This is a genomic window from Sphingomonas glacialis (assembly GCF_014653575.1).
Taxonomy (GTDB): Bacteria; Pseudomonadota; Alphaproteobacteria; order Sphingomonadales; family Sphingomonadaceae; genus Sphingomonas; species Sphingomonas glacialis.
Window position 1 is genome coordinate 140869 of record NZ_BNAQ01000003.1, and the last position, 17449, is coordinate 158317.

Annotated in this window: 13 protein-coding genes; 5 read left to right on the forward strand and 8 right to left on the reverse strand. The window is 67.5% G+C overall.

Annotated features, from left to right (window positions below; genetic code table 11):
* Positions 1 to 3 precede the first annotated feature (3 nt).
* Positions 4 to 912 (forward strand): aldo/keto reductase, encoded by a 909-nt coding sequence (locus tag IE187_RS11350; RefSeq protein ID WP_229839375.1) that lies wholly within the window; start codon positions 4 to 6, stop codon positions 910 to 912.
* Positions 909 to 1979: an LLM class flavin-dependent oxidoreductase gene (locus IE187_RS11355; RefSeq protein WP_189676365.1), complete on the forward strand. Its 1071-nt coding sequence runs from the start codon at positions 909 to 911 to the stop codon at positions 1977 to 1979. The genes IE187_RS11350 and IE187_RS11355 overlap by 4 nt, the downstream gene beginning before the upstream one ends.
* A gap of 204 nt (positions 1980 to 2183) precedes the next feature.
* On the opposite strand, the gene IE187_RS11360 is transcribed toward IE187_RS11355, so the two are convergent.
* From IE187_RS11360 to IE187_RS11395, 8 genes are all read right to left on the reverse strand, one after another.
* Positions 2184 to 3203, reverse strand: coding sequence for an oxidoreductase (locus tag IE187_RS11360; protein ID WP_189676366.1), 1020 nt, complete (start codon positions 3201 to 3203; stop codon positions 2184 to 2186).
* Between the two features lie 149 nt (positions 3204 to 3352).
* A complete protein-coding gene (locus IE187_RS11365) occupies positions 3353 to 6298 on the reverse strand; it encodes a TonB-dependent receptor (protein WP_189676367.1) in 2946 nt (981 codons plus the stop codon).
* Positions 6299 to 6516: 218 nt separating this feature from the next.
* Positions 6517 to 8085, reverse strand: coding sequence for a carboxylesterase/lipase family protein (locus IE187_RS11370; RefSeq protein WP_189676368.1), 1569 nt, complete (start codon positions 8083 to 8085; stop codon positions 6517 to 6519).
* On the reverse strand, positions 8072 to 9076 hold the full coding sequence (locus IE187_RS11375; protein ID WP_189676369.1) for a sugar kinase: 1005 nt from the start codon (positions 9074 to 9076) through the stop codon (positions 8072 to 8074). Before IE187_RS11375 ends, IE187_RS11370 begins: the two co-directional genes overlap by 14 nt.
* 116 nt (positions 9077 to 9192) lie before the next feature.
* Positions 9193 to 9948 carry a 2-dehydro-3-deoxy-D-gluconate 5-dehydrogenase KduD gene (gene kduD, locus IE187_RS11380; protein WP_189676370.1) on the reverse strand — a complete coding sequence of 252 codons (756 nt, stop codon included), beginning with the start codon at positions 9946 to 9948 and terminating at the stop codon, positions 9193 to 9195.
* A gap of 118 nt (positions 9949 to 10066) precedes the next feature.
* Positions 10067 to 10909, reverse strand: a complete 843-nt coding sequence (gene kduI, locus IE187_RS11385; protein ID WP_189676371.1) for a 5-dehydro-4-deoxy-D-glucuronate isomerase — start codon at positions 10907 to 10909, stop codon at positions 10067 to 10069.
* A 17-nt stretch (positions 10910 to 10926) separates the two neighbouring features.
* On the reverse strand, positions 10927 to 12369 hold the full coding sequence (uxaC, locus tag IE187_RS11390; protein WP_189676372.1) for a glucuronate isomerase: 1443 nt from the start codon (positions 12367 to 12369) through the stop codon (positions 10927 to 10929).
* A gap of 79 nt (positions 12370 to 12448) precedes the next feature.
* Complete coding sequence (locus tag IE187_RS11395) at positions 12449 to 13474, reverse strand: LacI family DNA-binding transcriptional regulator (RefSeq protein ID WP_140850830.1); 1026 nt, start codon at positions 13472 to 13474, stop codon at positions 12449 to 12451.
* Positions 13475 to 13598: 124 nt separating this feature from the next.
* Here IE187_RS11395 and IE187_RS11400 point away from each other — a divergent pair, with 124 nt between their 5' ends.
* The 3 genes from IE187_RS11400 (at position 13599) to IE187_RS11410 (ending at position 17433) form a co-directional block, all read left to right on the forward strand.
* Positions 13599 to 15095: a UxaA family hydrolase gene (locus IE187_RS11400; protein ID WP_189676373.1), complete on the forward strand. Its 1497-nt coding sequence runs from the start codon at positions 13599 to 13601 to the stop codon at positions 15093 to 15095.
* Entirely contained in the window at positions 15092 to 16531 is a 1440-nt protein-coding gene (locus IE187_RS11405) for a mannitol dehydrogenase family protein (RefSeq protein ID WP_189676374.1), read from the forward strand. The genes IE187_RS11400 and IE187_RS11405 overlap by 4 nt, the downstream gene beginning before the upstream one ends.
* Positions 16532 to 16638: 107 nt before the next feature.
* A complete protein-coding gene (locus IE187_RS11410; protein WP_189676375.1) occupies positions 16639 to 17433 on the forward strand; it encodes a 2-keto-4-pentenoate hydratase in 795 nt (264 codons plus the stop codon).
* The last annotated feature ends 16 nt before the right edge of the window (positions 17434 to 17449 follow it).

A 17449-nucleotide genomic window follows, 5' to 3' on the forward strand; every position in this document is an offset into this window, starting at 1 on the left:
ACGATGTCTGAAATCACACTTACACCCGAAATGCGTCCGCTCGGCAAGAGCGGAATCATGGTCTCGCCGATTGCCTGGGGGATGTGGCGTTTCGCCGGCGTCACTCCGGCCGAGGGCAGCGCGCTGATCGAGGCGGCGTTTGCCGCTGGCGTCACGCTGTTCGACACCGCCGACATCTACGGCTTCAACGGCAGCGGCGGGTTCGGCGATGCCGAGTCGCTGCTCGGGCAGATCTTCAGCGCGACGCCGGGAATGCGCGACCGGATGGTGCTCGCGACCAAGGGCGGGATTACCCCGCCCGTGCCCTATGATTCGAGCCGCACCTATCTGATGCGCGCGCTCGAGACCTCGCTCAAGCGGCTGCAGGTCGAGCAGGTCGATCTGTACCAGATCCACCGCCCCGACATTCTCGCGCATCCGCAGGAAGTGGCGCGGACGCTCGAGGAAATGGTTTCCAGCGGCAAGGTCCGCGCGGTCGGCGTTTCGAACTACACGATCGCACAGACGCAGGCGCTCGCCGCGCTGCTGACGATCCCGCTCGCGACCGTCCAGCCCGAATTCTCGCCGCTCGAGCTCGAGCCGATCACCAACGGCCTGCTCGATCTCGCGATGGAGCGCGACATGGCCGTGCTCGCCTGGTCGCCGCTCGGTGGCGGGCGGCTTGGCGCACCAGAGGACGATCGGTCCAGGAATGTCGCAGCGGCGCTCGATGTCGTCGCCAACGCGGCGGGCGTGTCGCGCGCGGCGGCGACCTACGCCTGGATCATGGCGCATCCGGCGCGCGTGATCCCGATCGTCGGCACGCAGAATGTCGCGCGGATCGGCGAGATCGCCGACGTCTACAAGGTCAAGTTCACCCGCCAGACGTGGTACGACGTGCTCGTCGCCGCGCGCGGGGAGAAGCTGCCATGAGCGCGCTCCCGCCCTGCGAGATCAGCTGGTTCTCGGCGCTGTGCGACGACGATTACGAGTTTCTCGGCGTCCCCGATGCCAAGCTCAAGTCGAGCTGGGAGCATTGCCGCGACATCGTGCTCCAGGCCGAAAGCGGCGGGTTCGACAATATCTTGCTCCCCTCGGGCTATCAGCTCGGCATCGACACGACCGCCTTCGCCGCGGCGATCGCACCGATGCTCACGCGCATGGCGCTGCTGATGGCGGTGCGGATCGGCGAGACCTGGCCGCCACAGCTCGCGCGCCAGATCGCGACGATCGACCGGCTGCTCGGCGGGCGCCTCACCGTCAACATCATCTCGTCGGACATGCCCGGCGAAACGCTCGGCTCGGCGCCGCGCTATGCGCGCACGGTCGAGGCGATGCAGATCCTCAAGACGCTGCTCAACGGCGAGCCGCTCGACCATGACGGCGAGTTCTGGAAATTGAAGATCGATCCGCCACGCATCGGCACCGTTTCGGGCAAGGCCCCGCTGCTATACTTCGGCGGACTCTCGCCCGACGCGCGCGAAGCCGCCGCCAAGGGCTGCGACGTGTTCCTGATGTGGCCCGACAAGCAGGAAGTCGTTGCCGGCATCATCGCCGACATGACCGCGCGCGCCGCTGCGCACGGCCGCACGCTGAAGTTCGGTTACCGCGCGCATGTCATCGTGCGCGACAGCGAAGCCGAGGCGCGCACTGCGGCGGACCGCTTGCTGTCGAAGCTCGACGCTGCCGAAGGCGCGGCGATCCGCGCGAAGTCGCTCGATTCGACCTCGGCTGGCGTCGCGGCGCAGGCCGCTTTGCGCGAGGGCGCGTCGGACGACGGCTATGCCGAGGCCAACCTGTGGACCGGCGTCGGGCGTGCGCGCTCGGGCTGTGGGGCTGCGATCGTCGGCGATCCCGACCAGGTGCTCGCCAAGCTCAACGCCTATCGCGAGATGGGGATCGAGGCGTTCATCCTCTCGGGCTACCCGCATGCGGCCGAGGCCGATCTGTTCGCGCGGCATGTACTGCCGCATATCGAACATGGGGCATTGGCGCGCTGACAGGGGCGTCGCGCGTTCGATCGAGCGGGCTGGGTTCGCGCAGAGGACGCAGAGGGGTAGCGCGCGAAGCGAGGAAGCGACTGCCAGCACGTGCGGTACGAAAGTGGGGCGGGCTGCCGCCGGCAACCCTCCCTCTCTGCGTCCTCTGCGCCTCTGCGCCTCTGCGCGAACTCAATCCACCGCCGACACGCGCCCCAAGCAGGCTTAAATAGCAAGCCTCCGTCCGCCCACTGCACTTTCGCGCGCAAGCGCGATCAAGCGCATGACCGTCAGCGCTTCCTCGGCCGGGACCGGCGCCGCCGCGCCCGTGGTGATCGCCGCCACGACCCCTTCGTAATAACCCCGCCAGTCGCCCCGTTCGCTCGGCACCGCGCGCGCGACGCCCTCGGCATCGGTCAACGTGCCATAGGCCGCGGGCGCATCTTCGCCGAAGCCCGCCGTAGTCGGCGGCAGCCCCGCGCGCAGCACGGCTTCCTGCGGGTCGATGCCATGTTTGACGAAACTCCCGCCCGTCCCATGCAGCGCGAAGCGCGGCCGCGGCGCCGCTAGCAGTGTAGCGGCCGATACGATCACCCGACGCGCGCCATAGTGCAGCGTGAGTTCGAAATAATCCTCGGTCGTCGCCGCCGCACGCTGTGTGGCGAGGTCCGCGGTCAGCGCCTCGGGCATGCCGAACAGCTGCAGCGCCTGGTCGAGCAGATGTGGCCCCAGATCGTTGAGCAGCCCCGCCCCCGCGGTCTCGCGCCAGCCGGGCTTGATCGCGGGACGAAAGCGATCCCAGCGCAGTTCGGCGAGCGCGATGTCGCCGAGCGTCCCGGCATCGACCAGCGCTCGCGCGGTCAGGAAGTCGGCATCCCAGCGGCGATTGTGGAACGCCGACAGCATCAGCCCCTTCGCCTCGGCGAGCGCGATGAGCGCCGCGCCATCGGCGGGATCGGTGACGAACGGCTTGTCGATCACGACCGGCTTGCCCGCTTCGAGCGCCGCCTTGGCGAGCGGGGCATGGAGATGGTCGGGCGTGGCTATCACCACCAGGCCGATATCGGGATCGGCGAACAGCGCCTCGGCATCCGCCACCGCCTTCGCCGGCGGCCAGTCGCGCGCCACCGCCGCGGCACGCGAGGTTACCACGCTCGCAAGCCGCAGTCCCGGCACCGCGCGGATCAGCGGCGCATGGAAGGAGGCTCCGGCGAGCCCGTACCCGATCAGTCCGACATCAATCATCATACTCTCCTAGCCGAGCCGCCGCGCCCGTGCCCAGACCGGAAACGGTCCGACAAACTCGCGACCGTCGAGCCGCGGCGTGCGCCCGAAACAAAAACGGACGATGCCGAACCCGGCACCGTCCGCGAGGGGAGGAAACGCGCTCTAGGTCAGAGCTTCATGCGCGCGCCGAAAATGATCGTGCGGCCGAAATGGTTGTTCTCGTAATTCCGGTTCGCATCGAGATCGGTATAGCGATCGCGATAGGTATCGGTGAGGTTGGTGCCCTCGATCGACAGCTCGAGCCATTTGGTGAAGCGATAGCGCACCGACGCATCGATATTGGTCGTGGCGTTATAGCCTTCGAACACGTTGCCGGTGCCGCTGTTCTGGTCGACATACGGCCCGCGATAGCTGATCGAGCCGCGCGCGCTGAACTTGCTGTCCTCATAATAGAGCGTGCCGTTAAACGCCTTTTTCGACAGCCCGAACAGCGTCGAGGTCCGCTGCACCGCGGCCGGCGCGACGAGCCGGCAAGTGAACTGCGTCGCGCACACCAGCGTCGATGGCCCGACCACGCCGTAGCTCGCCGTGCTGTCGATGAAGGTCGCGTTGGCGATCCCGCCGAAATTCTTGAGGAAGCCCGGCAGGAATTTGAACGGCGCCTGCACCGACAGCTCGATCCCCTTGAGCGATGCCCCGGTCCCGTTGATCGTGTTCGAGACGGTGTAGAGCTGGGTCGGATCGTTCCGGATGTAGCCAGCCGAGCTCGGCAGCAGCACGTCGCGCGTCAGCCCCGCCTCGGCGAGCGTCTGCGTGACGCTGTTCGACACCGGGAAACTGTCGATCGATTTCTTGAACACCGCGACCGATGCGATCGACTGCGGCGCGAAATACCATTCGATCGCAAGATCATAGGCAGTCGCGCGGAACGGATCGAGGAACGGGTTGCCGTTGGTGATCCGGAAGTTGTTACCATCGGCCGAGCCGCCCGGCGTTAGATTGCCGAGCGTGGGACGCGTCATCACCTTGGCGACCGCGCCGCGCACGATGATGTTTTCGGTCGGATACAGCGCCACGTTAAGCGATGGCAGCCAGTCGTCATAATCGCGCTTCACCGTCAGCGTCGCGCTGTTGATGATGCCGGTCGAGACCTGATTGGTCTTTGCATAGCGCACGCCTGCGTTGAAGGCGTAGCGCAGGCCGAAAAGCTCGCCCTTGGTGTCGAACTCGAGATAGGCGCCCTTGACCTCTTCCGAGACGCTGCGCGTGTTGCCCGGATCGACGACCGGGGTCCGGCTGTAGAGGTTGGTGTAGGCCGCCGCCGCAGGAATGTTGGCGATGGCAAATTGCGTGGTCGTACCCGCCGGCTGCCCGGCCGAACCGAGGCTTACGATATCGGCCAATGCCGAGGTCACCGGGAAGCCGTACACCGACCCCGGCGCGATCGCGCTCGTCGGCGAGCAGTTCAGCGTGCCGAGTACAAGATCCTTGCCGCCATTGCCGCACACCACGGTGTCGCGGGTGAAGCCGGCGGTATCGAAGCTGAATTTGCGATAGACGCCGCCCGCCTTGATCTGGAAACCCTCGGCGACGTCCCATTCGCCGCGCAGCTGCGCGGTGCGGAACTTGTTGACCGTATCGGACGGGCGATCGCGGATTTCGGAGAGCTGGTAGCTGGTCGGATCGGCGACATTGCCGCCGAAGGTCAGCTTCGGGCTCCTCATGTTGGTATAGTCGTACTGATACCCCTGCGCCGCCTTGTTATCGAACAGGATGGTGGTCTCGACCGGGATGCTTGCATCCGACTTCGACACGCCGCCGAGCAGCGTGAAGCGGAGTTTGTCGGTGACATCCTGATCCCAGGTGCCGCCGATCTGATAGAATTCGGTGCTCGACTTGCGCAGATAATGTTCGTTGCGGTTGTAGGCGTCGTTGAGCGTCGAGGAGATCAGATTGTTGTTCGCGTCATAGACCGGATTGACCAAGTCGATCGACCGCTCGTTGCTCCGCAACAGCACCTCGACCCATTGCTCCTCGCGCGTTTCCTTGAACTTCGAATAGAGCCCGTCGATCGAGATCTTGGTCTTCTCGGTCGGCGCGAACTGGACGCTGCCAGTAAGCCCGAGCCGCTCGCGGTTGTGCTTGATCACCCCGTAGCGCGGGATGCGCGGGTGGAACGCCAGCGATGCCTTGTCGCACGCCGCGCTCGAACGGTAGACGCCGCCGCTGTTCGCCGCGGGCGTGGTGAAGACCTGCGCCGCCCCCGTACCGCTCGTATTGTAATAGCACGGCGTGCCGTTGACCGAATCGAACTGCGCCTGCGCCCAGCGCGTCGTGTTGTTGCCGAGCTCAAGCGTATCGAGCTTCGAATAGGCGCCCGAAACCGATGCGCCGAAGGTGCCGGCATCGTTGCGCCACGACAGCAGGCCAGCGACCCGTGGGCCGGTCGTCTTCGACAGCGTATTGTACGATCCCTGCACCGACAGCGCGCCGGTGAATCCGGCCTTCTTGCCGCCGAGCGGGTTGCCGGTGTTGAGATCGACGACAGCGCCGAGCGAGCCTTCGTCGAGCGAAGCTTCGGCGGTCTTGTGGACGACGAGCGAGCTGAACAGCTCCGAGGCGAAGACGTTGAAATCAAACGCGCGGTCGCGGTTGGCGCTCGCGCCGTCGGTCGAGGTCGCGACTGTCTCCATCCCGTTGACGCGGACGCGGGTGAATTGCGCGCCGAGGCCGCGCACGGTGATCGCGCGGCCTTCGCCGGCGTCGCGCTGGATCGAGATGCCGGGGATGCGCTGGAGCGATTCGGCGAGGTTCTGATCGGGGAATTTGGCGATGTCTTCGGCGACGATCGAATCGACCGCGGCGACCGAATTCTTCTTCACGTTGAGCGCCGCCTGGAGCGACTGGCGGAAGCCGGTGACGACGATGTCCTGCCCGGTCGCATCGGCGGCCGTGTCGGCAGCCTGGCTTTCGACCGGGGGCGCGCCAGCCGGCTGCGCGGGCGAACCCGGCGCGGCTTGCGCCAGCGCGGCGGCAGGGAGCAGCAAGGCGGTGACGATCGCGCCGACCGAGACACCGTGCTGCAGCTTCAGGCCCTTGGAAAGCGTGCTCATTTCTCATCCCCCCTAACCGCCATGCGTCGTCGCGCGGCGGTGATTGACACCGGTTGCTGGGCCGGCTCCGCGGTGGAGCGTCGGATCAGCGAACAGGAGAGGAAAATGCGCGCCTGTGCGGCGCATGGCACCTCTCCTGCCCGACGGTCGCTCTGCGGCGATCTCGTCCTGACGCTTAAATGTCGCCTTTGGTAACCGGTGTCAACGGCGTTTTTGAGTCAGCTGCCCGGCTGGATATAGGGCACGCGCGCAAACAGTTCGCGCTGCCAGCGGCGGGGGTCGTCGGCGCGCTGCGACACCGCATCGATCATCATCGTCGCGCGCTGCGTCAGGTCGTAGCACGGCCAGGCGGGCAGGCCGGCATGGTTGGGATCGCCGGTCTTGGCGAGTGCGACGAAACTGTCCTGCAGCGCCTGCGATGCAGCGCGCGCGTCGGCGCCCGTGCCCGTCTGCGACCCGCGTGCGCCGAGCGTGCCGAACACCAAGGGAATGTCCATCGTATGGAAGGCGCCGCGCCGCGGATCGGTGCGCGACCCGAAATTGACTTGATAGACCCAGGCCGGCGCCCCGGCACGCGCCCGCGCCTCGGCCTCGATCACTTGCCCGCGCCAGCTCCGCCCCGCCGTGGTCGCGCCGTAGAACACGTCGACCGGCGACCAATCGGGGAAATGCGCGCGATATTCGGACACGACCCATTCGGGGAGCACGTCTATCCGCAATTCGGGTGCCATCCGTGCGGCGATATTGTCCCAGCTGAGGCCCTTCAATTTGGGACCGTCGATCGCGATGAAGCCGCGCGTCTCGTCGCGGACGTTGCCGAGGATCAGCGGAATGCCGAGCCCCTGCGGATTGGCGTCGGGCCAGAACGGGTGCCGCACCAGCCATTTCATGTCGAGCACCGGCCCGAAATACACCCCGCCGCCGAGGATCGGATCGGTCGCGTCGAGCGCGGCGACGAGCCGTTCGGGCGGCATGGCGAGCAATGGCGCGAGGTTGCGCTCGTCGACGCCAAGCTTGGCGAGATAGGCGCGCGCGCGGGCGGTCGCGTTGAGCGGGCCGGAGGCGGTGACTTGCTGGCCGCTCATCGTCGCGGCGCGCTGGAACAGGCCGCGTGCGGCGGGCATCCCCATCATTGTGGCGATCTTCGCGCCGCCACCCGATTGGCCGAACACCATCACGCGGTTCGGATCGCCGCCGAATGCCGCGATATTGTCGCGTACCCATTTGAGCGCGAGGATCACGTCGAGCTGCCCGGCATTGCCGCTGTCGGCAAAGCGCGGATCGAGCCGCGCGAGATAGAGATAGCCGAGCGCATTGAGCCGGTGGTTGACCGTGACGACGACGACATCGCCGCGCGCCGCGAGCGCTGCGCCGTCGTTGAGCGGATCGGTGACGCTGCCGTTCGAATAGGCCCCGCCATGGATGTAGAGCAGCACCGGCTTCGCGCGCGCCGCGCCCGGGCCGGTCCAGATATTGAGGAACAGGCAGTCCTCGGATTGCGCGCCATAGCCGGTCCCGCTCTGCGGCGCGACCGGGCCGAACTGATCGGCGCGATGGACGTCGCTGCCGTAGCGGAACGGCGTCGGCGCGCAAAAGCGCTCGGCGCGGCCGTAGCGGATGCCGCGATACGCAACCGTAGTGCCATCCCGGACGCCCTCGAAGCGGCCAGCCTGACACGCAATGCGCGGTGCGGCTGGTCCCGCCGCGCGCAACCCGCTCGCCCCGAGCGCGATCGTCGCCGCGCCGCTGCCGAGCAGCGCGCGGCGCGTCAGCTCAGCGGCGGACATCGAGCCCGCCCGCCAGATACGCATCGATATCGGACTGGCGGAACAAGGAAGCATCGCCCGGGAGCGAATGCTTCAGCGCGGCCAGCGCGAGGCCGGTCTTTGCCGCCTCGCCAATGTCTCCACCGCGCCGCAAGGCGTGGAGCACGCCGGCGGCAAACGCATCGCCGCCACCGATCCGGTCGACGATCCCGGCGAGCACGACTTCCTCGGTTTGCGCATGCCCCGCGCGCGTATCGATCCGCGCCGACAGGCGATGGAGATCGACATGTTCGACGTGCCGCGCGGTCGAGGCGATCGTCTGGAGCTTGGGAAAGGCCGCGAACGCCGCGTCGACGGCTTCGCGCCGGCGATCCTCGCCATCGCTGCCGAAGTCGCGATCGAGCAGCAGCGCGATGTCGCGGTGGTTGCCGAACATGAGGTCGGCATGCGCGACCAATTGCGTCAGGATACCGCGCGGGTCGCTGTCCCAGCGCTCCCACAATTTGCCGCGCCAATTGCCGTCGAACGAGATCGCGATGCCCTTGGCCGCCGCCGCTTCCGCCGCCGCAATCGCGCTGGCGGCGGGGACGGGTCCGAGCGCGGGGGTGATGCCCGACAGATGCAGCCGGTCGACGCCGTCGAGCAGCGCATCCCAGTCCCACGCTTCGGTTGGGGTTTCGGCGAACGACGAGTAGGCGCGGTCGTAGATCACTTCGGTCGCGCGCAGACCCGCGCCCGAGGTGACGAAATACAACCCCATCCGCTCGCCGCGCAGCAGGATGCCCTTGGTGTCGACCCCCGACCCGCGCAGGCTGGTCAGCGCGGCGCGACCGAGATCGTTGTCGGGCACCGCACTCGCGACCGCAACGTCGTGGCCGAGCCGGGCGAGTGCGCTCGCGACATTGGCCTCGGCGCCGGCGATCCACACGTCGAGCTTGGGGGTCTGCATCAACAGCTCGCGCCCCGGCGGCGACAGACGCAGCATGAGTTCGCCGAAAGCCAGAAACGTCATGTCACCCAATCCCCAACCGTCACCCCGGCCTCGTGCCGGGGTCCACTCCTAAACTCGACCCCACGCGTGCGGCACGGTGGACCCCGGGACAAGCCCGGGGTGACAGTCGCGGCTCTTTACCGCGCGAGCCAGCCGCCATCGACCGCAAGGATATGCCCTTGCACATAGGCCGCCGCCGCGCTGCACAGAAACACCGCCGCGCCGCCGAGATCGCTCGCATCGCCCCATTTGCCCGCCGGAATGCGCTCGAGGATCGAGCGGTTGCGGCTTTCGTCGGCTTGCAGTGCCGCGGTGTTGTTGGTGGCGATGTAGCCAGGGGCGATCGCGTTGACGTTGATCCCCTTGGCCGCCCATTCGTTGGCGAGCAGCTTGGTGAGGCCGCCGATCCCGCTCTTCGACGCAGTGTAGCTCGGCACGCGAATGCCGCCCTGGAAGGTCAGCATCGAGGCGATGTTGACGATCTTGCCGCCGCCATTGGCGATCATGTGGCGCCCGGCCGCCTGGCACAGGAAGAACACCGACTTGAGGTTGGTGTCGATCACCGCGTCCCAATCCGCCTCGGTGAAATCGACCGCATCGGCGCGGCGAATGATACCGGCATTATTGATGAGAATGTCGAGCCCGCCGAGCTTTTCCACGGTTTCGTCCACGACTCTTTGCACAGGCGCGATCGTCGAGAGATCGGCCGAGACGATTTCGGCGCGGCGCCCGAGCGCGCGGATCTGCGCCACGGTCTCCTCGGCGGGGGTGCGGCCGACACAGGCGACGTCGGCGCCAGCCGCGGCAAGCGCGACGGCGATCGCCTGGCCGATGCCGGTATTGGCGCCGGTGACGATGGCGACCTTGTCGGTGAGATCGAAGGGATTGGTCATTGTTCTTCTCCTCCCCTCCCGCGTGCGGGAGGGGCTAGGGGAGGGAATGGAGAGGGCGCGCTCCTTTGCGACTGCCCTCCCCCCGCCCCTCCCGCAAGCGGGAGGGGAGCAGGCTGCGCTACGCCAGCTGGCAGATATCCAGCACGTTCATGTCGGTATAATCCTGGTTCTCGCCCGCCATCGCCCAGATGAAAGCGTACGCCTTGGTGCCCGACCCCATATGGATCGACCAGGGCGGCGAGATCACGGCTTCCTCGTTCGCCATCACGATGTGACGGGTCGCTTCGCCCTCGCCCATGTAATGAAACACACGGTCCTTCTCGAGATCGTCGAGCTCGAAGTAGAAATAGATCTCGCTGCGGCGCTCGTGGATGTGCGGCGGCATCGTGTTCCACACGCTGCCTTCCTTGAGCACGGTGAGGCCCATCACAAGCTGCGCCGAATCGCAGATGCCGGGGATGACCATCTGGAAGATCGTGCGCTCGTTCGATTCGGCGAGGGTGCCGCGCTCGAGCGCGGTCGCATCCTTGGTCGAGATCAGCTTGGTCGTGAACGCCTTGTGCGCCGGGCACGACGCCAGATAGAAGCGCGCGCCGTCGCCCGAAAACTGCACGTCCTTCGCGCCCATCGTCACGTACAGGCAATCCTTGTTGCCGAGCGTGAACGTCTCGCCATCGACGGTGACGGTGCCTTGCGCCGCGCCGACATTGACCACGGCCAGTTCGCGCCGCTCGAGGAAGGGATGCCCTGCCGCCGAGGCCGGCTCGGTCTGGTCGGGCAGCTTGACCGCGCCGCCCGCCACCGCGACGCCGCCGATCACGAAGCGCTCGGCATGCGTGTAGTTGAGCACGCATTCGCCCGCGCGGAACAGGTCCTGGATCAAATAGCGATCGCGCAATTCGTCATTCGAGACGCATTCCATCATGTCGGGATGCGTGGCGTAATAAGTACGGTCGAACATGGGGAGGCTCTCCGGGGTCAGGCCGCTTTGGCGGCGGCTTCGGGTTGGTCGATACGGTAGGCGCGGCGGACGAGGCCGCTGGTCAGCTCGTGCGCGAGCTCGACGGCTTCCCAATCCTCGAGCCGGTGCTCGGCGACGAGCTGCGCGAGGAAGCCGCAATCGATCCGCCGCGCGACATCGTGCCGCGCTGGGATCGACAGGAAGGCGCGCGTGTCGTCGTTGAAGCCGACGGTGTTGTAGAAACCTGCGGTCTCGGTGGTCATCTCGCGGAAGCGCCGCATCCCCTCGGGGCTGTCATGGAACCACCACGACGGCCCGAGCTTGAGGCACGGATAATGCCCGGCGAGCGGCGCCAATTCCCGCGCGTAGACGCTTTCGTCGAGCGTGAAGAGGATGATCGACAGCTCGGTCGAGGTGCCGAAGCGATCGAGCAGCGGCTTCAGCGCGTTGACGTAATCGGTGCGCATCGGAATGTCGGCGCCCTTGTCGCGGCCGTGGCTCGCGAACAGGCCGGCATTGTGGTTGCGGAAACTCCCCGGGTGGAGCTGCATCACCATCCCGTCCTCGACCGACATCGCCGCCATCTCGGTCAGCATCTGCGCGCGGAACAGCTCGGCATCGGCCGGGGTCCAGCTGCCGCCGACGATCTTTGCAAACAGCGCCTCGGCCTCGTGCGGCGTCAGGTTGGCGGTGGCGGCGGTCGGATGGCCGTGGTCGGTCGCGGTCGCACCCGCCGCGCGGAAATCGGCGCGGCGCTTGCGGTGCGCGGCGAGATAGCCGGTCCAGCTATGGACGTCCTCGCCGGTCAGTTCGGCGAAGCGCGTCATCGCGCGACCGAATTGCTCATGCTCGACGTCGATCACGCCATCGGGGCGATACGTCGTGACGACACGGCCCTGCCAGCCCGACGCGCGGATCCGGTGATGCGCGCCGAGATCGTCCTGCGGACCTTCGGTCGTCGCGAGGAAATCGATCTTGAAGCGATCGAACAGCGCGCGCGGCCGGAACGCCGCGCTGGCAAGCTTCTCGGCGATCGTGTCGTAATACAGATCTGCGGTGGTCGCATCGAGCGCGACGTCGAAGCCGAACACCTCGGCAAAGACATGGTCGAGCCAGAGGCGCGACGGCGTGCCGCGGAAGAGGTGGACGTTCTGCGCGAACAGCCGCCACGCTTCGCGCGGATCGGTCGCGGGGACGCCCGCGCGGCTCGGGATCGCCAGCGCGTCGAGGTCGACGCCCTGGCTGTAGAGCATGCGGAAGATGTAATGATCGGGCGCGAGCAGCAGCGCGGTGGCGTCGCTCCAGGCTGCGTCGTCGGCGAACCAGCCGGCATCGGTGTGGCCGTGCGGGCTGACGATCGGCAGGTCGGCGATTTCGGCATACAGCGTGCGCGCGATCGCGCGCGTCGCGGGGTCGCTCGGGAAGAGGCGATCGGGGTTCAGGTCGAGTGGTCGTGGCATCATCATCTCCCTCCCCGCTTGTCTTTGCGGGCTTGGTAACCGGTGTCAGGGTGCGTCGCAAGATCGCGCCGCAAATTCGCTAATGGCTTGGCGCCGCCACCGACGCGCGGCGGATCAGCGTCGACAGGAAGAGCGAGGGCTCCTCGACGATATCCTCGCCGTCGAGCCCTGCGGTCAATTTGAGTGCGGCGGAGCGCGCCATCGAAGCGATCGGCCAGCGCACCGTCGTCAGCGGCGGCCAGACATGCGCGGCAACGGGCGTATCGTCGAACCCGACGATCGACAGATCCTTCGGGATATCGAGCCCGCGTTGCCGCGCGGCGTGCATCACGCCCGCCGCCATCTCGTCGTTGCACGCGAAGATCGCGGTCGGACGCGGCATCAGGTCGAGCAGCCGCTCGGCCGCGGTCAGCCCCGATTCGAAGGTGTACGTACCGTCGGCAATCATGCTGCGCGGCAAGGCGATCCCGGCATCGGCCAGCGCTTGCTCGAACCCCAATCGCCGCTCGCGCGCCGAGCGGAAGCCATGCGGCCCGGCGATCAGCCCGATGCGCCGATGCCCCTGCGCGATGAGATATTCGGTCGCTCCGCGCACCGCCTCGCAATCGTTCGACGCGACCATGTGATCGTCATCGTCGAGCCGCGCCGACCCCATGCGGACATAGCGACAGCCGATCTCGGCGCACAGCTTGGCGATCGTGTCATTCTCGCTGATCGGCGGGAGCAGGACGAGCCCGAACAGCCGCTGCCGCTCGAGAAAATGGCGCAGATCGACCAGCATCGTCGCCGATCCGCGATCGACCGGGCGCACCACCAGCTCGAATTCGGTGCCGTGCAGCGCCTCGAGAATGCCCTGCTGGACGTTCATCACCATCTGCGCGTTGGGATTGTCGTGGACGAGCCCGATCAGGAAATTGCGCCGCAGCGCCAATGCGCGCGCCTGCGGATTGGGGATGTAGGCGAGCTCTGCAATCACATCCTCGACACGGCGGCGCGTATCGTCGTTGAGCAGCGGCGAGCGGTTGATCACCCGGCTGACGGTCTTCTTCGAAACGCCCGCGATCCGCGCGACATCGTTGATCGTCGTTTGTCCGCTGCTCTTCATCGGCCATGACATAATCGCCCCGGGGCGGGCTTGGCTAGTGGCCTGACCAAAACACGGGCAAGCCTTGCCAAGCGCGCGCGCACTGGGGCACAGCGCTGATACCGGTTACCGAAAGACCTTTGCCGTGCCCAAAGCGCTTCTGATCCATCCCGACGACACCGTGGCGACGCTGGTCGAGCCCGCGTTTTCCGGCGATACGCTCACCTTCGGAACGCAGCAGGTGACGGCGCTGGCCGACACGCCGAGCGGCCACAAGATCGCGATTCTGCCGATCACCAGGGGCGCCCCCGTGACCAAGTTTGGCTTCCCGATCGGCACCGCCACCGCCGACATCGCGGTCGGCGCGCACGTCCATTCGCACAATCTTGCGACCGCGCTCGACGGGACGCTCGACTATCGCTTCACGCCGGGCGTAGTCGCCTCGCCGCCGGCCGACCCGGACCACGCGACCTTCCAGGGCTATGTCCGCGCCGACGGCCGAGTCGCGACGCGCAACGAAATCTGGGTGCTGCCGACCGTCGGCTGCGTCGCGCGCACCGCGACGCGAATCGCCGCGCTCGCCGATGCGGCGCTCTCCCACGCGAGCGGCGACGGCGCGATCGACGGCGTCCATGCCTTCACGCATCCGTTCGGCTGTTCGCAGCTCGGCGACGATCTCGACGGGACGCGCAGTATCCTTGCCGCGCTTGCCTGCCATCCCAATGCCGGTGGCGTGCTGATCGTCGGGCTGGGCTGCGAATCGAACCAGATCGCCGCGTTGCTCGAGGAAATCCCGGCGGCGCGGCGCCCGATGGTCCGCACGCTGGTGACGCAGCTTGCCGGCGACGAGATCGACGAGGGCGTCGCCAAGGTCGCCGAGCTCGTCGCGCTCGCGCGCGCCGAGCGCAGCACGGTCGGGCTCGACCGCCTCGTGCTGGGCGTGAAGTGCGGCGGGTCGGACGGGCTGTCGGGGCTGACCGCCAACCCGCTCGTCGGGCGGATCAGCGAGCGAGTCGTCGCGGCGGGCGGCAGCGTCGTGCTGACCGAAATCCCCGAAATGTTCGGCGCCGAGCGCCTGCTGATGGACCGTGCGGTCGATGAGCGCGTGTTCGACGGAATCGTGACGATGGTCAACGATTTCAAACGCTATTTCCTCGATCATAATGAGCCCGTTTCGGAGAACCCCTCGCCCGGCAACGTCGCGGGCGGGATCACCACGCTCGAGGAAAAATCGCTCGGCGCGGTGCAGAAGGCGGGCCGCGCGGCGGTGTCGCAGGTGCTCGGCTATGGCGGGCGGGTTTCGGCGACGGGGCTGACGCTGCTCGAAGCGCCGGGCAACGACGCCGTATCATGCACCGCGCTCGCCGCGGCGGGCGCGACCGCGATCCTGTTCACGACCGGCCGCGGCACGCCGCTCGGCTTCCCCGTGCCGACGCTCAAGATTGCATCGAACAGCGATCTCGCGACGCGGAAACCCGGCTGGATCGACTTCGACGCCGGCGCGGTGCTCGAGCACGGTTTCGCGCCGGTTGCCGAAGCGCTCGCCACGACGCTATGCGCGATCGCCTCGGGGGCTGCGACCGCGGCCGAACGCAATGGCGAGCGCGAGATCGCAATCTGGAAACGGGGTGTCACGCTGTGAACCGACTTGAGTATGCAGCGCTCGACGCGCTCCCCGCCGCGATCGCCCGCCCCGCGCGCGCCGCCCCGCCCGCGACCGGGATCGTCCATTTCGGCCCGGGCGCGTTCCACCGCGCGCACCAGGCGAGCTATATCGACACGCTGCTCGATGGCGACCCGAGCTGGGGAATCGCCGCGGTCTCGCTGCGCAGCGCTGGCACGGTCGAGGCGCTGTCGGCGCAGCAGGGGCTCTATACGCTCGCGATTCGCGATGCCGCGCCAGGCTTCCGCGTGATCGGCGCGCATAGCCGCTTCCTCGGCCCCGACGATGCCGCAGAAACGCAGGCACTGCTCGCCGACGCCGAGGTAAAGCTCGTCACGACGACGGTGACCGAGAAGGGCTATTGCCTCGCCGCCGATGGCAGCCTCGATCTCGCGCATCCCGATGTGGTGCACGATCTCGCCGCGCCGGCAGTGCCACGCAGCGTGATCGGCTGGATCGTCGGCGGCCTCACCGCACGGCGCGCGGCGGGCACCCCGCCCTTCGTGATGATGCCGTGCGACAATCTCGCCAATAACGGCGCCAAGGTGAAGGCCGCGCTGGTGGCATTCGCCGCCGCAACCGACGCCGATCTTGCCGCTTGGATCGAAGCGCGGGTGCTCGTCCCCGGGACGATGGTCGATTCGATCACCCCCGCCAGCGACTCGGCACTGTACGAAACCGTCGCCGCCGCGCTCGGCGTCGAGGATCGTGCCGCGGTCCAGCGCGAGGCCTTCACGCAATGGGTGATCGAGGATGTCGGCTCCCCCGTCTGCGCCGCCCTCGCGCGCGCCGGGGCGACGCTGACCGACAATGTCGCGGGCTATGAACAGGCCAAGTTGCGCGTGCTCAACGGGTCGCATTCGACGCTCGCTTATGCCGGGTTGCTGCGCGGCCATGCCAGCGTGTCCGAGGCGATGGGCGACGCCGCGCTCGCGAGCTTCGTCGATGCGATGATCCGCGAAGACATCATCCCGACGCTGCAGCCGGTCGCCGGGCTCGATCATAATGCGTACCGCGAAGCCGTGCTCGCGCGCTTCCGCAACCCCGCGATCGTCCACCGGCTCGACCAGATCGCCGCCGATGGCAGCCAGAAGATTCCGTATCGGCTCGGCGATACGCTCGCGGCGCACCGTGCGCGCGGCGAAATGCCACAGCATGTCGTCATCGCGCTCGGCTGCTGGGTCGCCTTCCTGATGCAGCGCGCACATGCCGGCGTGCCGATCCTCGACCCGGCCGCCGCCGCACTCGCCGCCGCCGCTGCCGAGGGTGACGCCGCCACCGTGCTCGATCGGCTGATCGCCGCCAAGCTCGGCTTTTCGGGCGAATTGGCTGGCGATCCTGCCGCCGTCGCAGCGATCGCCGCCGCCGCACAAGCTGCGTTCGATGGCGATTGGGCGATGCTTTCGTCCGATTGAGCGGCGGGCGCGACGCGATCCGTCGCACCCCCTCTTGTCAATGACACCGGTTTCCCATACCCAGTCGCGACAAGCCGATCGAACGGCACGAGGGGGGATTGCGGCACGTGACGTCCGAAACCGGTCAAACGAATATCACGCGGATCGCCAGCGAATTCGTCACGGCGCGGCGTAACGCCACCGCCCTGGTCGAATATCCCGGCACGATGCCCGCGGCACTCGCCGAAGCCTATGCGATGCAGGACGCCGCGATCGCGCTGACCGACAAGCCGATCGCCGGCTGGAAGGTCGGGCGGATCAACCCGCCGTTCGAAGGCGCCGACCGCCTCGCCGGCCCGATCTTCGCCGACCAGACCTTCGACGAAGGCGACACACCGCGCGCGATGCCCGTCTTTGCCGGTGGCTTCGCCGCTGCCGAGGCCGAGTTCCTGCTGCGCATCGGCACTGCGCCCGACCCCGCCAAGCCCGACTATACGCTCGCCGAGGCGACTGCGCTGATCGACCGCGTCTGCGTCGGCATCGAGATCGCGAGCTCGCCTTTCGGCGGTATCAACGATCACGGCGCAGGCGTCACCATTTCCGACTTCGGCAACAATAACGGGCTCGTCATCGGCGCCGACGTGTCCGACTGGCGCGACATCGACGTCAACGCCTGGCCGGTCGAACTGACGATCGACGGCGTCACGACCGGCGTGGCGACCGCCGCGACGATGCTCGACGGCCCGTTCGGCGCGGCGCGCTTCCTGTTCGAGCTGATGGCGGCGCGCGGGATCGCCTTGTCCGCGGGACAATGGATCTCGACTGGCGCGGTCAGCGGCGTGCATCCGGTCGCGATCGGTGCGAAGGTCGTCGCGATCTTCGATAACCGCCTGCAGGTGGCGTGCAGCATTTCCGCGCAATAGCGAGACCCCGACGATT